Here is an 18,785-nt window from a genome sequence, read left to right as displayed (position 1 = left end):
ATGCTGTCTCTATCAAATTTATTAGAAACGGTAGCCTGCGGTTAAACGAATTTCACGCCCAGTACCTGAGTAGTAACCATTACCCCAAGTTGAGAAATAACCAGAGCTAACATACTGTTTATCGAACAGGTTATCGACACGTAGGCTAGCTTTCCAGTCACCACGGTTATAGTTAACTGCAAGGTTAGTCAGCAGGTAACTATCAATCTTGTTCCCAACATTGGCATTGTCGCCCTGCATGAAGCGATCGCCGGTATAGCTCGCCTCTAAAAAGGTTTGTAGGTTGTCAGTGATATCGTAGTTAATAAAGCTGCGACCTGAATGCTCAGCAACCCAAGACAGCTTTTTGCCTTTGTTAACGCCTTCGGTAAACTCAGCATCGATATAGTTATACTCGATACCCCACAACCAAGCTTTGGCGAAACTAACTTCGTATTTTGCATGTACGCCGTAACGACGCGAAGCTTCCGCGTTAACGTTAGCGCCGTTGAAGTTACCACCCTCAGGCTTTTCAGCACTTGGATCAAAGATGATTTCATCTTCAAGGTCTAAACGGTAAGCGTTGATGCTAATCGCGTTGGCACCGCTTGCAAAGTCCCAACCGGCTTCATACGAGCGACCAACCTGAGGTTTTAGACCAACCACGCCTTTAGGTGTATAAGCTTGCTCATCAACCTTAGCAAAACGGAAGTTATCATCTGCGCGCACATATAAGCGTTGTGACTCAGTTGGACGATAGTTCAAACCTAGCTCAAATGCATGAGCTGACTGGTCTAAATCAACACCTGCAGGATAAACCGCTTGGTCGACTAAATCGTCTTTTGCTTTCGCATAACGGCCACCCACAACGTAAGACACACTGCTGGTTAATGGCACGGTTGCGTGGACATAGCCACTTAACTGAGTTTGGGTATTGCTACGCCCCATAGAAGAAAAGTCAGCCTTGCCGCTAAGAATGTCTGCACCAGCAACAATGGTCATTTCACCCTGCTCCAACTGGTAAGTACCAACAGCTTTAGGTAAAAAGGCGAATTGGCTGCGTTTGTTACGACTAGCTGACCAGTTAAAGCTTGTGGTCAAAGTATCTGTATAACTAACACCTGTATCAATTGCCCACTGTTCAGAGAGTTGACGCACATAACCCAAACGCGTTGAGTTGGTCATTTCATGGGTATACTTGCTGCTGTCATTATTTGAATGACGTGGGTCCTTGTTGAACTCATCTTCACTAATCGCGCCAGCAAGCAAACGATGGTTATCATAGTAGTTGGCCTCAACAAAGAAGTCCTGCACGTCATCAGCGTATTGCAAACGACCTAAAATAGAAGCGGTTTTACTCTCGTTATTCTTACGGTAATTGTCTGAATTCTTTTGACTACCCGCTAAAAAGTAACGCCAGTTATCGTTAATCTCACCAGCGATATCACCTTTAGCTTCTAACGTATTAAAGCTACCACCAGAAAGCTCAATACCACCGCCGCTGGCTTGTGGTGCACGGGTCACAATATTGATAACGCCGCCAACGGCTTGGTCACCGTAAAGCACACCAGCACTACCTGAAAGCACTTCAACACGTTCAATTAGGTTAACTGGGATTGCACCAATCGTTGGCGCAGAAATATCGATATTATTTAAACGACGGCCATCAACCAAAATGAGTGTGTTGTTTGCCGCACCTGATGAGCCAAAGCCGCGCATTGAAAATACTGGGCCGCTGTTGCTATCAGAAATTTGAATACCCGCCTGGTTGCGCAGTAAAGACTCAATGTTAGTTGCGCCGCTCATTTCAATCTCTGCAGCGTCAATTACCGTCACATTGGCAGCCATATTAATTGGGGTTTGCTCGCTGCGACCAATGACCACAATCTTTTCGATGTCTTGGTCATTAGCGCCGCTTGAAGCCGTTAATTGCTCATCAGCAGCTTGAGCGGAAGAAATGCTAAAGAATGCACTGATAGCCAATGCAGTTAATGTTGGTTTAGTACCCATTTACCTTTAACTCCTAAAAGGAAAAATGGGGCAGGAATGCCGTCATACATAGCCAAGTTGTTTCTTATAGGTGTTAATAAGCAAGCAGCTTCACCGAGAATAACTTGAATATCACACTTCGAGATCTGCCCACCGAAATCTTCGAAATCATCTTTAGGGCCGGTCTCCGGACTTAGGTTCTATATCGCTTTGCAGCGATATACAAATGTCGGTTTTAACGCTGCACATTAAGTAATGCCGCGCCCAACATTCTCACCATTCACCGTTGCGGGGGCAGTAACAGGTTCACACTGTTTTCCCGATTATCCAATAGTGTTTGTCACTATCGGCACCACAAAAGATTGATCATCATTTGCACTCGCATACCATCCAGTATGCGAATGAGGCGTGATTATATACAAGTTGCAGCCCCAGCGGGAGCGATAAACGACTGAAAAGAGAATATTTCATTTAGGACGGAGCAGAGTTGCTGTAAAGCCGCTGAAACTGTTGTAGATAATAGCTGATGATGAGCTAGATTCATAATAATTAGCTGATTAACTATGGTTTCTTGAAATAACTAGATTCTATAACCAATCATGACACTTTTGACTAATTACTACGCGATAAAAAACAAAACGGCTGCTGTGGTAACACAGGCTAGGTCACTCGCAAATCCCCCCAATGAGTTCGAAAATAAGTGATTAAACCCAACCACGCCTGTGGTCATATTTGTTACCTGCGTATTGGTTATCAACGCAAACTATTGAATGCGCACCGAATCGCGCGGCTGTACCAATGACAACAGGGACTATCTCATTAACAACAGTTCAAGGCTAATTAGAGTTCTATGAGGACGCGACATCGTGACCTCCTTTTAATGCTCAAACAAAGCCTAGGTCAGAAACAACAAAGCCCGCAAATACGGGGTTTGTAATCACTTTAACTGATAGACTAAATATTTTTAACTATGGGTGTCTCGCTAATTGCTAAAAAATGCTAAATACCATTTGCTACCTCAGAAAGTACCAAATGCAAAAATTTACAGCTATCAGGGTGTAAACAATCACACTATGAATACGAATTTCTTTTGACAGTCTTGTTAAAACTTCCTCACCCTTATATACATCTAAAAACCTTTCCATCTTATACGTTCCCAAAGTACTGGCTATCAAAAACACTAATATTAGCTCAAGTGCATAATTATCAATATAAAATGACAGTTCTTGAAATAAATAAAGCCCTATACCTATCAAAATCAATGTGGGCAAGCCAATAACAGGTAGCATTAACATGGTCACCGCCTTACCATGCTCAAACTTTTTATTTCTGTAATATGCATAGCCACCAATAATAAAGCTACGAAGATAGTGCATATTTAATTGCCTCTCGATTAGAACTATCACCTGACACCCATTATTAAAACTTAAGATACTTCATTTCACATCGAAGTGTCAGTCATCTCCAACCTCGCACTCCATCTAGCAATAAACCAAGTTTATGAATTGGTCTGAGCAAAAAACGACCTACTTTCTTATTTTTCAGACACGCTGACACTGCAAACTAAAAGTCCGCATAAGAGTTTGTACTTTAGCTAAATATTTGGGATTGACTCTAGGTTGCTAACCAGCGCTGGCAATTAGCAACACCTTGCCGTCGTTTTCGGTGAGTGTGTTCGCAGTACTGAGTAAGAGCAGGTAAATTGCCAACCGCTCCTTTGAATAAGACTTCAAACTCTGTACTTATTTTTAACCAATTGTCTTCTGGAATATTGAGTCTGTTGATGATGTGTAACGTACTGCCGCTAATCGCACCACGTTTATCTTCTCTCATTACCCGGCCAGTATCTTCAACTAGGCACAAGTAGTCTTTGACGCTAAACAACAAACCATTTGGCATATTCATTCGCTCATTACCAACAAACGCCAGCAATTCTTGAGGTTGCTCACCTTTAATTGCCGACTTGATACGCCTTTGAATACTGGTGAAGTCTGACTGTTCGGGCGTAGCTGCCATATTAGCCCTAACAGGATTTAGGTCTACATAAGCCATACAAGCAAGTAAAGCAGCTTCATCGAGTAATGCTTGAGACTTGAACCTTCCTTCCCAGAATCTCCCAGTACAGTTATCTTCTCGATTGGCTTTACGAGCAATGGGTTCACACAAGGAGCGCATAAACCAGCTAATGTCGGTGAGTCGTTCTCGGTATTGAGCTATGCACTCTTTCACTGTTGTTAGCTCAAAGCTTTCAAGCTTATCGCCGTTAACGAACTTGCGAGTAAGCAAGGTACCTTTAAAACCTTTGTGCCATTGCTCAAGGACTTGCTTGTTGCTCCAGCTTTTGGCTTTATCTACATCAACTTTTAGTACAACATGCAGATGATTCGACATCACGGCATAAGCACAAATATCAATGGCAAAGATGGGCGCTAGCTCAAGCATGCGAGACTCTACCCATTCTCTACGATGCTCATAGTCGTCACCAGTGGATTTATCATACCCACACAAAAACGCCTTACGCACCACACGTGATACACAGTGGTAGCAAGGCGTATCTTCTAAACTCACCAACGTCCTTCTCGGCCTTGCCATCTTGAAATCCTTTTCAGTAAAAAAGCGAGTTCAATAAGCGTAGTTTAGCGCTTGCGAATATTCAATAACTATGGGTGGCCATGTTATCTTTATTGCTCAAGAACTTGTTTGTCGCTCCAATTTTTGGCTTTATCCGTATCAACTTTAAGCACAACATGCAGATGATTAGACATCACAGTATAGGCACAAATATCAATGACAAAAATGGTTGATAACTCAAGAATACGAGATTCAACCCACTCTCTGCGATGTTCATAGTCATCACCTGTGGATTTATCATACCCACACAAAAACGCGTTACGTACCACACGTGATACACAGTGGTAGTAAGGCGTATCTTCTAGGCTCACCAATGTCCTTCTCGGCCTTGCCATCTGGAAATCCTTTTCAGTAAAAAAGCGAGTTCAATAAGCGTAGTTTAGTGTTTTTAATATTCAATAACTATGGGTGGCCATATTTTATCAAAAAAGCCCAAAAATGGGGCTGTATGTAAAGATGGTTATATTACTGCCATTAGCAATGGGTGGCACCTTACTTTGCCCGAGACTCAACCCATTCTCTGCGATGTTCATAGGCATCACCTGTAGATTTATCGAATCCACACAAAAATGCCTTACGCACCACACGTGATACACAGTGGTAGTAAGGCGTATTTTCTAAACTCACCAACGTCTTCCTCGGCCTTGCCATCTTGAAATCCTTTTCAATTAAAAAGCAACTTCAATAAGCGTAGTTTAGTGTTTTACAATATTCAATAACCATGCATACCCATAATATTGCCTTATTTTTATTTATGGTGTACATAGGCCACCCACCAAGATAAAATAATAAATAACACCGACACAAAAAAGTAAATCAAATTAGAATAAAACTTCTCCCTTTTTATATTGGTAACATTCATTTTCTGTGCATCAGGGTAGAGAGACTCGTCTGCCATCCATTTATTGGACACCATAATGTATAAAACCCCACTAACAACTGGCACAATCCCAACAATCAGAGATAAATTATTAAAAGCACCAACGCTTACATATACACTCAATGGCAACGTGATTATTGCCAATATTAAACCGATATTTATCCGAGTGAAAAACATAGCCTTGTTTTTCCCCCATGATAATTGATGCCCAATATAAGTTCCCCTAACGAAAACCCTAAACACACTAAATAACATTCCCACAACCTCCATTATAATTAAAATCTTGGAAATAAATTGTACGGATTTTGAGTGTAAGGCAGCTGATTTTTTGGTTGTTCATACCTATTTTCAAAGTGCTTAACAACATCCCGCTTGAGCTGAATGATCCCTGTAATATTTTTATCATTACTATAATTCATATCGACTACCCCATAAACTGTCGCCACTGCTAGTCCATATGGGGAGCTAGTTCCAACTTTTATAGCTGAAGCATCAAAGAAGAACTTTGTAATCCCCTCTGAATAAGAAATATGCCCCTGATTAGCATTATAGAAATTTGACACAAATGAATGTCCTAAAATTGCCGAACCAGTTACACCGCCAATTATTTTTCCCATAACCCCTATATTATTTAAACTATAAGAGCCAGCAGATTGCGAAGCCCCTCTAACAGTTGTCCACTCATTCATGGTCACTCCAGTTGCAAATAATGCCGTTGCTGCACCTTTAGTCGATACTAACGAGTTGCCGCTAAAAGCTAGATCCGCCGCAGCTCCGGCCGTAGAGGCACTAGAAAGAAGATTTCCTGCATCTATTGATTCATAAAAATCTAAAGCTTGTTGTGCGTAATCGACACTAGTATCACTTAGGCTCTCTTGCTTAGCGGCAACTTGCTTTAAGCTGCCAGCATTAGAAATCTCGCTAACACTTGCACTAGAAAGTTTTCCGCCACTGAAGTCTGCAGTAAACGTTTGTGTAGCTCCATTAGAATATGTTGCAGTTCCGGACACTGAAGACGTTACCTCTCTCTTAATCCTAGAACCCGTTACAGCAACCTTTTCCGTTTTTTTGGTGTATTCAATTTTCTCTAGCTCTGGCTCCTCCGCCACATACCCTGTCGGATCCGTTCCCGCTAACGGGTTATTCATGATGTAGGAATAAGGGTTAGGCGACTGCGTAGATGTAGGTGATTGTATAAACGGGTCAACTGACAAGAAGCGGCCAATGTTGTAATCGTACACCCGACCGTTCATATGAATAAGCTGCTGCTCATTCATATGTTCATGATCGGTGAAGCCACGACGATAACGATTGGTTATGTCTAAATCACCATGCCTAGATTTATCAGTATTCTTGTTAAGAATATCACTACGGTGACTCACTCCCATATTCGCTGTTCGGCCAAACGGGTCAAAATAGCGTTGCGTAACGATATCGCCAGTATGGTTTGCGAGTGTTGTGGCACTGCCTAAACGGTCTCGTAAGGTGTATTGCAGTAGATGCTTACGACTCGGGGTGTAACTTAATACTGCAACGTCTTCAATGTATGCACGCCAGCTACCATCGTTATCTGCCTCATATAGCTTATCGACGTAATAGGTTGTCACTTTATCTGAGCTGCGTGTCTGCTTAACACGCATCCCGTCACTGCCGTACCTAAACGTTGTTGTCGTACCGGAGCGATTAATAGATATCGGCTTGTCCATTTCGTTATAAACAAGGCTCAAGCCATCACCTGTCAGCAGGTTTCCTCGCTTATCGTATTGGAAACTCACGTTGCTGCCGTTGAGCTTTGTTAGCCTACAAATTGCGTTTGGCCCGGCATTTTGGCTAGATGAACACCCTGTATCAACGCCGTAACGGTATGCGTTTGCAATGTTGGCACTGTAGTCGGTTTTCTTTAGGAAGTTACCCACACTGTCATAGTCATAGTTTACCGTCGCAGTATAGGTTGGGTTGTTATTACTAAACGTGTAGGTTGTTAAGCGATTTAATGTGTCATAGCTATATTGCTTCCTTAACCCTGTCACACCGTTATGCTCATCTTTAATATTCATAAAGCTGTCATACTCATCGTAGTAATGAGCATGGATTAAGCCGAGTGCGGTATCAACTTTAGTGTAATTTAAGGTGCCTTCTGGGTTGTATAGGTTGGTTTGCGTCATCACCTGGTTGCCAAGTTGCGCGCCTGTGATGTGGCCTTGCTCATTCATATTGGTGATATGACGATACACGTAACCCGATGCGGCATTTGATGTGCTTTCCAAATAACCAAAGTCGTTATAACCGTATTTAAGCGTCAGCCCATTTGGGTACTCCAATGCTTTAGGGCGACCATAGAAACCATCATATTGATGCTTAATCGTATGACTAATACCATTCACGCTAACTGTCATACTGGTTAATTGGCTGCGCGTGTTGTAGCCATAGGTGCGTGTTACATCTGCATTTTTTTCTGATGTCAGCAAGCCTTTTTTGACCGTATCCCAAGTGTAAGTTGACGTATCAGCAGCGTTGCCACCTGTGACTTTCTTTACCGAAATACGACCAAGTTGGTCAAATGTAAATGTTTGTACCACACCATTTGCATCGGTTTGTTTATCTAGCTCACCAAAGGTGTTGTATCCAAATAACGTGGTGCCTTGGTTAGGGTCTATGACTTTTGTTTTATGACCAAAACCGTTGTAGCTGGCGATTATATTTTGTTTGTTAGCGTCTTGGATAACCAGCGGCCGCTTAGCACCATCATAGGAGAAGCGATTTGTTCCGCCTTTTGCGTCAACGGTTTCATACAACAAACCGCCTGCGCCATAGGTGCGTGACATTGAGCGACCTTCAACGTCTATGTCTGTTCTAGTGCCATAATAAGTATAAACCGATGTCAAACCACCAGAAGTACCGTTAGGTATGCTTCGTGAGCCGGGTCTATCCAGCGCATCAAAATTAAAATACTGGGTATATTCGGCGCTGCTTCCATTTCCATATGGTGTTGACTCCTTTGTTAACCTCCCTAGCGCATCATAGTGTTTATCGACATATTGGTATCCCCCATCAAACCCTTGAGTCGCAATACGAACTTCACGGCCTAAACTGTCAGCATACTTTTCAGTTGTAGGCTGCCCAGCTGCAGTCACCCTTACGACAGTCTTGGCGGTATTTACCGTAAATGGTTGATTATCACCTTCGTTCGCCCAAAGGTAACGTAAATATTGCGTAGGCTTGCCAGTTGATGCAACCTCAATTGGACGACCAGCCCCATCATACTGAGTGGTTGTGACCAAGTTGTTTGGGTCTATCACCTTAACGGGTAGCCCAAGCCCCATATCGTAATGCGTTGTGGCTTTATGGCCTTTTGCATTAGTGACCACAAAAGGCAGATAACCGTCAGATGCTGCACTTGTGCCGTTTTTAGTGTAGGTAAATTGTGTTTTTCTGACTGGCAGCGAACCACATGAGCTTGAGCGACCAGTCACTTGTACCCAATTAGGCATGCCGTATGTGTTTAGGCTTAATTCTTCAACACGATTGCAACTACTACCGATTCCGCTCGCAGTAACCGTTGTTTTAGTGGGTTTACGATGGGTTGAGTCCCAGGTATTAACAGTTGTTGTCTGCCAACTGGAAACATCACTTCCAGTAAATGGATCATCAGACCAATTGCGGATAACCTTGCCGTACCAGATTTTCTTCCAGTTATATTTGTTAATCCACCAATTGGACTCACTTGGAACGTAATCGGCTAACTCAACAGAAACATAGCGAATGCTTTGTGTGCCAATATAATCCCAATGGTATTTCGTCCTGCGCTCAATATTTGAATAGGCGTCAATGTCGGCATCATTCACCACAGTTTGTGTTTTAGCTAACCTAACCCCATTTAAATCCCATGTTTGGTTTATGGATTTATGTAAGTAACGACTTTCTACTCCAGAAACATTATGAGCAGGGTTATCCTTCCATGTGTTGTCAGTTTGAGAAATTAGTCTTGAGCCTACTTTTACGGTTTGCTTAGTCAGTAAGCCGATTTCTGGAAACTTTTGTTTAAACGTAGAATGCACGGTTTTTCCCCGTTGCATGTCTTTTTCCCAGATCTGATTAAACCCTGTAAACCCTAGCCCTTGAAGGTTGTACATAGCCCCTTTGTAAGCATATTGAGTTTCGTTGGTTCCACCCTGACCATTTGACTGTTTGAAGGACTGAACGACATACATGCTTGATGCGAAGTGAATATAGCCGTCGCCGACATAGTCATGGTCGGTTTGGTACAATTTATCCTGCCCTGCGCCGCTTTTTCCGGTCGATAGCGGAAGATAACGCCACTCACTACGACTGCCAAAACCATCGGTTATAGACCCGAGATAATCTGAAGGTGCGTAATCACTTTCTGAATACCCCGAACCAGAACCATAGTTTCGAACGATATACGCGCCAAAATCACTTCCAAACGGGCTCGAGCTTTTATTCTTAATCCAGTTTCGCCCTCTTTCTGCATAGATAAAAATAGCATCGAGATTACCATCACCAAATGCGTCAGTTAGCGCAAACTCCGTCGCCGAGCCTACAATTTGAGTACTCTTCTTACTAATTGATATATCGGACTCGGAGTTAACGTCAAAATATATTGCGTCATATTGGTAAATCGAGTCATCATGTTTGTTGGCATCAATAGGCGCAGTAGGGAACTCTGCTCTAGAAGGGTGATATGTGCCGTAAATATCATCGCCACAGAGAGTCTTCTCAACTGGCCCGGCTTTACCGTATACCCAGTTATCCCATACTTTAGTACAAGCTTGGACAATTCTTTTTCCGGGAAATACTAGTTCATTATTGCCATCGCCATTAACGTCAGCCACCCTCAAGCTTGCATAGTATTTTGGGTATTCAATTGTAAACGGCTCAAACTGATTTGCTGAAACTAAAGTGTCATAAGTTCTGGACTCCAATATCCCACTACCGCCCAATGAAACTGGTTCAAAAAAACTAGCATCACCTCGATTAATTCGAGCATACAAACCTCCCTTGCTCCACGTTAAGAAGTCTGCGCGAGCGTCCCCATTAATATCAATTAAGTAATTAAAGATAGATGCCGCACCATCAACCGATAAACTCGGATTTCCAATGCTTGCCGGGACCTCGAAACTAGTGAAGTCGATGCTGCTTCCGCGGCTGTTGTTTAAAAGAAATCTAGCAGGGTTGGGGACAGGTAATGAGCCTAAACGTGCGACGTTGACTTGGCTAACCATCAAGTCTTCCAAACCATTTCCATCAACGTCACCAACAAAAGTTACAGAGTTTGTTGCAACTCTTTCATTTCCAAGTGGCTTAGTCGTAAAGGTGAAAATAGTTTGCTTGCTCGAATAAAACGGTGCAGTTGAAGACCGATTATGAGTATATAACTCTAACCTTGGTGAAACCGCATCGTACCTGTAAATAATAAGGTCAATACTGCCATCACCATTGATATCCTTAGCGTCATAAAGTCTGTCACTTCTAGATGTGCCAACATTTGCAAGTGGGATATTTGTAGAACGGTAACCTGCATCCGTGTGTGAAAAATAAACCTCTAAAAAGCCATTACTTATCCTGTAGGGGTCAGTAATGCCATCGGCATCTAAATCAAAACTGACGCAGTTGTACGTAGCAATTTCGTGATAATAATGGCAAGAGTCTCTGAAAGTAGAATCATTATAAGAAGTTAGCTCAGCTTCTGCGTTCGTATTGTAACCTGGCCAATCAAGAACACCGTCACCATTGACATCCCCTACTGGAATAACTTCTCTTATTGCATTCGCATCTTGAAATACTCTCTGTCCACTAAAAGATAATGCACTAGCACTTCCCCACTTTCGACTATCCTTCCAACCCAGAGAAACCGAAGGTGTGCACTCTATACCAAATTCAGTATCTACACACTTTTTGTAACTTTGTAATAAGCTACGGTTTGTCCCTTTGCTCGACTTATACGAGAGAACAAACTCTGATACAGACTCTAAGCTTCCTAACTTCGATGTAATCGATTTCAATCTGCGCTTAATTTTGATTGCACCACGAGATAGGAAGGTTGTACTTTCATCGGGCCTTGCTTCATATTCAAAGTGAACGGTTCTGGCACCAAGTGAATTAGAAGTTCCCGTATAATAAATTTTCGATAAAAGGTGCTCACCCACAATTGAATTATCATATTCATAGTCAATGGTATTAGAACCATTGGAATAAGACTGTTGAGAAATCTTCCAGGTGAGCGGTGTTGATAAGCCGGCAGGTACAAAGCGACTGTTGGAGGTTCTGCCAAAGGTTGCCGTATGACCATCAGGGTAGTACACAGTAAAGTAGCTGCTGGAGCTATTAATGTGAGAGCTTTGGACGACTTTTACGAAGCTATCCATTTCAGTTCGGTAAGTAGTGCCACTCTGACCATAAGTGCCTGATACCGCTATAAGGCGGTGACCGTTATAGCAAAGTCGATCCGTCGAATCATCAAATGTTACCGAGCGTGTGAATCCATCTTGAGCAAATGTGGCACCACAGCGAGAAATTGAGGAGCCTGCATTCAACGACCAACCGACACCAGCAATACCATTGCCTGATTGAGAGTTATAACTCAGCGATACTTGTGGTTGAACTCCGTTACGCCCTGGGGGTAATTGAATAGGTATTTGATAACTTGCTTGACCACCGCTAACGCTTGCTTGTCCATCCATGACGGCGGTTTTTAAACTCACACTTTCTGAAGGAGGCTGATTTGAGCCATAGTCATCCGGCACTGTAACTTTAGTAAAGTCTTTCCAATTTGACCCACCAATAGAAATCGATACATCAAAACTCGATGAAGTCTTCCAGGCACTGCAGCTTGTCGAACATGCTCTAACACGATATCGATAGGTTCCAGACATCATTCCTTGCGACTTGAATGAGCGGTTACTACCTGAGTATATTGCTGACCAAGCGCCATTATTCACCTGTCTTTGTAGTTGATACCCAGTTGCACCTGAAGATGCAGACCAAGAAACGCTGTAAGTACCTGACGAATTTGTAGAAGGAACAGAAATGCCTGATGGAACTGGAGGGGCAGACACGCCTACTTGCTTAACTAGACTGTACGCACTACAGCCGCCTAAGGAGCACGCATTTATTCGATATGAATAACTCGGTAACGCCTTATTGCTTAAATAAACATGCCTATTAGGATCCCAGTTAATGCATCCACCAATACTACTTGTTGTGGCTTGCATACTCATAATGCCACCACCACTTGCATTACCAACACCCGAATATACCGTCGTCCAAGTTTGCCCATTAAGTGACTCTTGAATGTTCACTTGATGAACATCACACGACATAGACCACTCAAGAAAAACATTACTTCCACTTTTACTGCCATTTAAAGTCAATACTGGTGGTGGAGTAAAGCCACCTCCAGAAAAAGCAAAAGACTCAACAGGTAAAAAGAACAGCAGAAAGGTTAACTTGAATGCTATATAAACAGCATGCATACGCAGTAAAGCTGGCATTTATTCTTCCTTGAACAAAAAACATCCATATAAACGTGAATACCTTACTTAAGAATAAAGTTCACCGCAACAACATTGAAACATAACAATCTAATTGTATCTAAAACACTTTGAATGAGATCTCTTAATAACGATGCAGTAACCAAGACAGTTTTTTGATAAGTAGAATTGAAAATAAGCAGGATCGATTACCAACTCACACGCAACAAAACAACCTATAAAATATTGAAAAAATAAAATTCTACTAACCTATCGATAAGCTTAGCTTGCTATCGGGGGGTAAACTGACAACCCAAAAAAAGAAGATATAAAGAGGAAAGTTGAGGAAACAGCTTAATCCTTTGCCATAAACTCGCGGTAGTTCTCAACGGTGATGGGCGCGTTTTCAACGGTAAAGGTTTTAGTGCGCATCGACTTGTGGATCAGGTACATATCTTCACTGCCGCTCACCACAGTAAAGTAGCCTATCTCACCTTTGAGCTTGGTTAAAAAAGTTTGCGGTGCAAATGGTGTGGCGTGATGAATGTTTGGCATGACAGTGCAGCCAAGAATGCCATGCACAGCGGTTAAGTCATCAACCTTTGATCCACCAAGCTTGTGGTAGATAATCTCGCCCTCGCAATGGTCGCGGTATTTATCTGCCATGGTGTCTAAAAAGCGCTCAGGGTCAACATCATTCGCTAAACCTTTAAAGCCTTGCATACACACCATGCCGCTCCAGTCGTTAAGTGATTCGTTAGCAGGAATAAACTCCGCCATAAACATATCACCTAAGATTTCATGAAACGCCAGCTTCCAATCTTGCGGAGGTAAAAAGCCGAACTGCTTAGCGAACTTAGTTAGCTGCTGCACGTTTTGCGGCATGCCTAAATCTTCTTGCTCGCCAGAGCCAATGGCAGGTAAAACATGGGATTGTTGAGGGGCTTGATTAACTGGCACAGACTTATCAACCGCGCTCACAACAAGTGGAGTGCTTAATAATATAAGCCCTCCAATCAGTGCTAGCTGAGTCGGTTTATTCATCGTCCATGCCCTAAATCATTGCTCACTTGGCGCAAAGATAGTTGCGCGAAAGGTGCAATTGTTTATCTAAAAGATAGTCCAATATCTAAACAGTATATCCTATCAATAACAGGATTGGATAAAAATTGTTTTATTTAACACTATATTAGCAGAATTTATGACCTTTAGTTGTAGCGGTTGCCAACAGCAAAAATCAAAAAAGCCGAATATGAGCAGCACTGATGCGGCATATTCGGCTTTTTCTTTTAACCCATTTATCGTTTTAACGATAACTAACGCTTAACTAACTGATTCGAGCCAACAATCATCATTTCGCACTTCTGGCAGTCAAACACTAGCTTAAGCTTGTCTTTGCCAATATCTAGGTGCATCGGCTCAGCTTTAATGCCTTCAACTTCTTTAGGGCATAAATTAAAGCTGTAACGTAAGCAATGCTTAGTCACCATTAACGGCGCATCGGTGAGGATCTTATTTTTCTCATAGGTGTCTTCAATTTGAATCACACCATGTTGCTCATAAAAGCTACGAGCTTTTTCGTTGGCAACATTCGATAAGAAACTCAGCGACTTTTGTGGGTAAGTGGCACTCGCATCATACTCACCACGCGTTGGACGCTGATAACCGTCAATACGCACCTGCGTTAGCTTTTCAATGGCTTCGCGGCGCAGCTCATTCACTTGCGAGGCTGGCATAAACCACATTTGCTCAGTTTGGAGCTTGGCTTGATTAAGCACAAAGTCAGTTGAACCTAACTTGCCCAATTGCTTTTTCAAGTTAGCTGCGGTTTTCGCCTGGTCATTAGCGGCTTGTTTGTCACACTCTAACTCTACTGTCGCTTCAAAGCCATGAACGTCACGCATAGTCAGTGCGATGCCATTATCGGTATCAGTTAACAATGCATCAACTGCCACTTTGCGCTTGGCTGACTCTTTGTTTAACCCTAACTCAAACTTATGGTCAAAGTTACGGAACATCATCACGCCGACTTTTAAATCTTTTGGCATTTCAGTGAAATGCAGCACATTGCCATCAGCGCGATTCACCCTTAGACCAGCAATTTTATCGTCAGACAAGCGCTGCTTTTCAAAATGCTCAACAAAGTAACAAAGGCCGTCACCATTATTAAAGGTGATGTCTTTACCCGCTTCAGTGGTATCAATCTCAATAAAGTCTTTGCCCATACGCTTAATACGGCCGATTTTCTCACCAATAAACTTAGGCGAGCTAAAGTGCTCAATCGTTTGGGTACGCTCAGTGACGAAGTAGTCTGTTTTACCGCGGTTAAAGCTCTTGTCAGGATCTGGCGTGAAGTTAAACTCACAGCGACCATGAGAGATAGACTCTAGGTCATCACGACGATCGATAATCGCATCAAGCTGCTGACGATAATGTGCGGTGACGTTTTTAAGGTAAGTAATATCTTTTAAGCGGCCTTCAATCTTGAATGAAGTCACACCAACATCAATTAAGGCTTCAAGGTTTTCGGTTTGGTTATTATCTTTTAGCGATAACAAGTGCTGGTTTTCAGCAAGCACTTCACCGTCACGGGTTTCCAAATTACAAGGCAGGCGACATAGCTGCGAACACTCACCACGGTTAGCACTGCGGTTAGAAAACGCATGGCTCAAGTTACATAACCCACTGTAGCTCACACAAAGCGCACCATGAATAAAGTACTCAAGCTTCATCTTGGTGTTATCGGCAATGGCTTTAATCTGCGGCAGATTTAGCTCACGAGCTAACACCACCTGAGTAAAGCCGACTTGCTCTAAGAACACCGACTTTTCAGGAGTACGGTTATCCATTTGCGTACTGGCATGCAGCGCAATTGGTGGCAAATCTAATTGCAATACGCCCATGTCCTGAATAATTAACGCATCAACACCCGCATGATATAAATCCCAAATTAGCTGCTGCGCTTTATCTAACTCGTCATCCATTAAAATGGTGTTCAACGCCACAAAAACTTGGGCGTGATACTGATGGGCAAAGGCACATAAACGCGCAATATCTTCAACACTGTTACCAGCATTATGGCGCGCGCCAAAAGCTGGGCCGCCAATGTATACTGCATCGGCACCATGGCGGATCGCCTCAATACCATAGTCAGCACTTTTCGCCGGAGCTAACAATTCTAATTGACGTTTACTGCCGTCTGCTGCCGGCGTAATTTTTGCGTTATCCAACACTAGCTCGCGAGATTCCTGAGCAGGAGTTTGGAATGTTGCAGGGTTAAAAGTTTCTACAGAAGCCATAGGGTTATTCATCGCAAGAAGATAAAAAAGTGCGCCAACACCACTGTTGACGCACTCTTATCAATAAAACTAATTGAGCTTATTCTAACAAAACTGAGTTAAAAATACCCAGCTTAGATAAATAAATCTTGGATGTTCTTTAAATCGGACTTGCCGTTAGCAATTTCATCCGGCGTTAAACCAGACACTTCATGCGGGAACACTAGCCATTCTTCAGACTCATGAATGAAGTAATCAGGCTTCAAATCTACCTTGGTGTTCTTTGGCTTGTAGTAAGGGCAAGCAATACGAATATCTTTAGGCGTGTTTAAGCGCATAAACTTGTTTAGCTTTTTAATCAGCGCATCAACACTGCGGCCTGAGTCGAACACGTCATCAACAATCAATAAACCGTCGTCAGCGTTAGCATTTTCAATAATGTAATGCAGGCCATGTACTTTAATATTTTTATCTTGCTTGTCGGTACCAATACCATAGTAAGAAGAGGTACGCACAGCAATGTGGTCAGTCTCAACTTGTTTAAAGTCAAAATACTCTTGTACCGCGATACCAATTGGAGCACCACCACGCCAAATACCCACAATAAACTGCGGTCTAAAGCCACTTTCATATACTTGAGCAGCGACTTTGAACGAGTCTTCAAGTAGCTGCTGAGCGCTAATATATAATTTATCTGACATTGGTGAACCCCCTCTAATTTTTGTGCGGCGAATTCTATATCAAATCAGCGACTTTTGCTGCCTGCTTACATCAAAAAAGCGCAAAAATTGTCGAGGCTGGATTGCAATAGTTGATTAATCGAATTTTGGCTAGCCCAAGCTACTAATACTTCCCTAGTACTTTCAGGTGAAATAAGCTAAAAACTTATCGAGATATCGTGCCGTTAGTGTAGATTAGACAAAGCTTGAGTAAAGCGCGAATGCCAACAGCGGCAATGTGTTAGCCAGCAATACTGAGAATTATCGAATAATGCTCGGCAGAACTAACACGGGACAAAAATAAAAAGCACTGGATTGCAAACATGAGTAACTCTCACCCATTAGCCTTACCCTTGGTTAATATTTATGCCAAGGGCGGCTACTGCGTTACATTTGAAATTGGTAGCGAGAAAACGCCGGTAAACCTGATTGTGGATACAGGCAGTAGCACCCTAGTTGTCGGTCAACTCGCCTACAAACCCGAAAACGACACGAGTTTAACCGCAACGCCATACGCACAAGCGGTTAAATATGGCCTAGGCGGTTGGGATGGCCCTTTGGTACACACTGATGTCACCATAAGTAACAATGTGTTCTCCATCACCCTTGAGCAATGCCCATTAGCCATAGTCTCAATCATGGAGCAGCGTAAAACCTTTGCTCAGGCCAATGGTATTTTGGGGCTCGCATATCGCCAACTTAACCCAGGCTATGACTTAACCGAGTACCTTACCGAAGAAGGTCACGACCCGGCTGTCACCTACCCCTGGCCATTTGCCGAACCTGGCTCTGTTTGCCCGCATGAACATAGCGAAATCCAGATAGCCCATGAACAGAAGCAAGAGCAAAGCAATAATGCCAACGCACAAGTCGAAGCAGCGCAATGTGACGATGCCTTTAGTAGCAACGATCTGGCTCGCTTTAAAGCATTTCTTCGAGAGCAACCAGAGCAAGACATCATCCCCTACTTTACCGAATTAGAAACTCAAGGTTTGTGTGCTAACAAGTTTGCTTTTTATTCTCAGCGCAGCAGTATTCACCATGCCACTGACAACCCAACTACAGAACAATTAAAGCAAGATCCACTCAACCAAGGCTGGTTAATTCTCGGCGGCGGTAAAGAGCAAACCCAGCTGTATCAAGGCGAATTTCAACATATTAAAGTAGAGCACGACGTGCACTACAACGTCACCTTGCTTGGCATAAAAGTTGGCGACTTCGACATGATTGAAGCTGCGCCATTAAAACCCCAATACGACTACTTTTTAACGAATGCCATTGTCGATACTGGCGTTAGCGGCATAATGCTGACCGACGTGTTATTTGAAGGCTTTAAGCGTAATCTGGCTGAACTAAAGCAGCAGCGACAAGCAGCAGGTTTACCCGTGCAAGATTACTTAAACTTAATTGCCCCTTTTGTCGATTTGACTTACCAAGATGTTGGCATTGATGCCAGCGAGCTAGATCTAACGCTCTGGCCAGATATTACCTTTGTATTTGCAGGGCATAGCGAGTGTGACGGTACGCCTCACAACGATCACCATGATGACCATCACCACGACCCAGATAACCCAGAGCCTATGATGCTCACCTGCAAGCCACATGACTACTGGCAGGTAAACGCGCCAGCCAAAGGCAAAGCGTGTTTCAAAATAATTGGCAAACTTGCAAGCTGGGCCAACCAAACCCTGGTCGGCTTGCCGCTACTCAATAATTACTATGTGATTTTTGACCGCGAAGAACATGGCACAGGAGTAATTCGCTTCGCCGAGCAAAAACCGCCACATGGCGTATTACCGCAAGTAGAGGCCTAGCAAAC

9 protein-coding genes, 2 pseudogenes and 1 riboswitch are annotated in these 18,785 nt (G+C 43.0%); of the genes and pseudogenes, 1 reads left to right on the top strand and 10 read right to left on the bottom strand.

Annotated features, from left to right (window positions below):
- Window positions 1-21: 21 nt before the first annotated feature.
- The 10 genes and pseudogenes from G3R49_RS04720 to G3R49_RS04675 form a co-directional block, all read right to left on the bottom strand.
- Window positions 22-1,989 carry a TonB-dependent receptor gene (locus tag G3R49_RS04720; RefSeq protein WP_167868783.1) on the bottom strand — a complete coding sequence of 656 codons (1,968 nt, stop codon included), beginning with the start codon at window positions 1,987-1,989 and terminating at the stop codon, window positions 22-24.
- A gap of 139 nt (window positions 1,990-2,128) precedes the next feature.
- Window positions 2,129-2,340, bottom strand: a riboswitch (cobalamin riboswitch).
- A gap of 641 nt (window positions 2,341-2,981) precedes the next feature.
- The gene (locus G3R49_RS04715) at window positions 2,982-3,344 is read right to left on the bottom strand and encodes a hypothetical protein (protein ID WP_167868782.1); all 363 of its coding nucleotides are present in this window, start codon (window positions 3,342-3,344) and stop codon (window positions 2,982-2,984) included.
- Window positions 3,345-3,582: 238 nt separating this feature from the next.
- Window positions 3,583-4,560, bottom strand: a complete 978-nt coding sequence (locus G3R49_RS04710; RefSeq protein WP_167868781.1) for a transposase — start codon at window positions 4,558-4,560, stop codon at window positions 3,583-3,585.
- A gap of 92 nt (window positions 4,561-4,652) precedes the next feature.
- Window positions 4,653-4,934, bottom strand: a pseudogene (locus G3R49_RS04705) (transposase); the annotation flags it as partial.
- 166 nt (window positions 4,935-5,100) lie between these two features.
- Window positions 5,101-5,250: pseudogene (locus G3R49_RS04700) on the bottom strand (transposase); the annotation flags it as partial.
- Window positions 5,251-5,347: 97 nt separating this feature from the next.
- Window positions 5,348-5,734 carry a hypothetical protein gene (locus G3R49_RS04695; protein WP_167868780.1) on the bottom strand — a complete coding sequence of 129 codons (387 nt, stop codon included), beginning with the start codon at window positions 5,732-5,734 and terminating at the stop codon, window positions 5,348-5,350.
- 20 nt (window positions 5,735-5,754) lie between these two features.
- Entirely contained in the window at window positions 5,755-12,990 is a 7,236-nt protein-coding gene (locus G3R49_RS04690; protein ID WP_167868779.1) for a SpvB/TcaC N-terminal domain-containing protein, read from the bottom strand.
- 333 nt (window positions 12,991-13,323) lie between these two features.
- Window positions 13,324-14,013: a hypothetical protein gene (locus G3R49_RS04685; protein ID WP_130598043.1), complete on the bottom strand. Its 690-nt coding sequence runs from the start codon at window positions 14,011-14,013 to the stop codon at window positions 13,324-13,326.
- Window positions 14,014-14,285: 272 nt separating this feature from the next.
- Entirely contained in the window at window positions 14,286-16,268 is a 1,983-nt protein-coding gene (locus G3R49_RS04680; RefSeq protein WP_167868778.1) for a U32 family peptidase, read from the bottom strand.
- Between the two features lie 113 nt (window positions 16,269-16,381).
- A complete protein-coding gene (locus tag G3R49_RS04675) occupies window positions 16,382-16,948 on the bottom strand; it encodes a phosphoribosyltransferase (protein ID WP_130598045.1) in 567 nt (188 codons plus the stop codon).
- A 341-nt stretch (window positions 16,949-17,289) separates the two neighbouring features.
- Between G3R49_RS04675 and G3R49_RS04670 the strand changes: the two genes are divergently transcribed.
- Entirely contained in the window at window positions 17,290-18,780 is a 1,491-nt protein-coding gene (locus G3R49_RS04670; protein ID WP_167868777.1) for a pepsin-like aspartic protease, read from the top strand.
- Window positions 18,781-18,785 lie beyond the last annotated feature (5 nt).

The sequence above is a fragment of the Shewanella sp. WXL01 genome (assembly GCF_012263345.1).
GTDB classification, from domain to species: Bacteria; Pseudomonadota; Gammaproteobacteria; order Enterobacterales; family Shewanellaceae; genus Shewanella; species Shewanella maritima.
This window is presented reverse-complemented; position numbering and strand designations above follow the sequence as displayed.

Bases quoted from the DNA above. Each gene is read 5' to 3' on its own strand.
- G3R49_RS04675 (WP_130598045.1), bottom strand. From the start codon at position 16,948: ATGTCAGATAAATTATATATTAGCGCTCAGCAGCTACTTGAAGACTCG.
- G3R49_RS04720 (WP_167868783.1), bottom strand. From the start codon at position 1,989: ATGGGTACTAAACCAACATTAACTGCATTGGCTATCAGTGCATTCTTT.
- G3R49_RS04680 (WP_167868778.1), bottom strand. From the start codon at position 16,268: ATGGCTTCTGTAGAAACTTTTAACCCTGCAACATTCCAAACTCCTGCT.
- G3R49_RS04710 (WP_167868781.1), bottom strand. From the start codon at position 4,560: ATGGCAAGGCCGAGAAGGACGTTGGTGAGTTTAGAAGATACGCCTTGC.
- G3R49_RS04670 (WP_167868777.1), top strand. From the start codon at position 17,290: ATGAGTAACTCTCACCCATTAGCCTTACCCTTGGTTAATATTTATGCC.
- G3R49_RS04715 (WP_167868782.1), bottom strand. From the start codon at position 3,344: ATGCACTATCTTCGTAGCTTTATTATTGGTGGCTATGCATATTACAGA.
- G3R49_RS04685 (WP_130598043.1), bottom strand. From the start codon at position 14,013: ATGAATAAACCGACTCAGCTAGCACTGATTGGAGGGCTTATATTATTA.
- G3R49_RS04695 (WP_167868780.1), bottom strand. From the start codon at position 5,734: ATGTTATTTAGTGTGTTTAGGGTTTTCGTTAGGGGAACTTATATTGGG.
- G3R49_RS04690 (WP_167868779.1), bottom strand. From the start codon at position 12,990: ATGCCAGCTTTACTGCGTATGCATGCTGTTTATATAGCATTCAAGTTA.